Annotated in this window: 2 protein-coding genes; both read right to left on the bottom strand. The window is 66.4% G+C overall.

Annotated elements, in window-relative coordinates:
• Positions 1 to 1,093: response regulator (locus AC1D0P_RS25630; RefSeq protein ID WP_477679306.1), on the bottom strand; the 1,093-nt coding region annotated here is incomplete at its 3' end.
• Positions 1,090 to 1,381, bottom strand: a 292-nt coding sequence (locus tag AC1D0P_RS25625) for a sensor histidine kinase (RefSeq protein WP_477679305.1), incomplete at its 5' end; no start/stop codon positions are given. The genes AC1D0P_RS25630 and AC1D0P_RS25625, both read right to left, overlap by 4 nt.

Here is a 1,381-nt window from a genome sequence, read left to right as displayed (position 1 = left end):
CCATGGTGGTGACCAGGCCGATCACTTCCACCACGTCGATGGCGAGGTTCTTGCCCGGCACCACCAGTGAGGTGTGGATGCCGGTCTGTATGCCGGTGCCGGCCAGGCCCAGGGCCTCTTCACTGGCCATGACGGTCCAGCCCATTTCCTCGGATGCGCTTTCCAGGCGCGCGGCCAGGGTCACGGTTTCGCCGACGGGAGTGACTTCCTTGTTCTGCTGCGTGCCGAGCTGGCACAGCGTGACGGCGCCGCTGTGGATTCCCACGCCCATGGCAAAGGGCGGCAGGGCGCGCGCGCTGAAGCGTTCATCCAGCCAGTCGCGGAATTCATGCGTGGCCAGCGCCATGGCCAGGGCGGCGGAAATCGCCCGGCGCGGAGCCGGCAGCGGCGAGCCCGTCATGGTGTCCGAAAACACCGCCATCAGGCCGTCGCCGATGAACTTGATGTGGCGGCCGCTGTTCTTCAGCACGGGTTCGGAGACGCGTTCGAAGTATTCGGTGAGCAATTGCGAAACTTCGGCGGCGCTGAGTTTTTCGGCGATGGACGTGAAGTTACGGATGCTGGCAACCAGCACCGTGGCGCTGGAAATTTCTTCGGTTTGCGCCGTGGCGGGAATGTCCACGGGGACCGAGTCGGGCCGATCGCCGCTGATGCGATTGGAGAAGGCCGCGCGCAGGCGCTGTTCGCCGGCGGCCACTTCCGAATCAATGGCTTCGCGCACCCGGGCTTTTTTCTTGAGCTGGGCATTGACGGCGTCCAGCAGCTCGGCGYGGCTGAAGGGCTTGGACAGGTAGTCGTCGGCGCCGGAGGTCATGCCGCGGCGCATGCTGTCGCGGTCGTCCAGCGCCGTGAGCAGCATGAAGGGGGTGTTGGCCATGTCGCGGTCGGCGCGCAGGGTGGCCAGCAGCTCGAAGCCGTTCATGCCGGGCATGCCGACGTCGGAGATGATCAGGTCCGGCCTGCTGGCGCGGGCCAGCGCCAGGCCTTGCACGCCGTCGGATGCGGCGGCGGTCTCAAAACCCTCGAGCTTGAGCAGGCGCACGATGTTGCTGCGGATGGCGTCGTCGTCTTCAACGATCAGAATCAGTGTCATGTTTGTCCCCGGGAGATGGGCAGGCTGACCGTGAACCGGGTGCCTGCGCCTGGCGTGCTCGCCACTTCGATTTTGCCGTGGTGCAGGTCGACGGCGTGCTTGACGATGGCCAGGCCCAGGCCCGAGCCCTGGCGGTTGCCGACGTTGGAGCCGCGGTGAAAGCTCTCGAACAGCCGCGGCAGGTCGGCGGTCGGGATGCCGATGCCTTCGTCGCTGACCTGCAGGACCAGCTCGTCCTTGTCACCGCCCAGCGTCAGCACCACCACGCTGCCCGGGGCGGAGTACTTG

It is taken from the genome of Polaromonas sp. P1_G2 (genome assembly GCF_056405515.1).
This window is presented reverse-complemented; position numbering and strand designations above follow the sequence as displayed.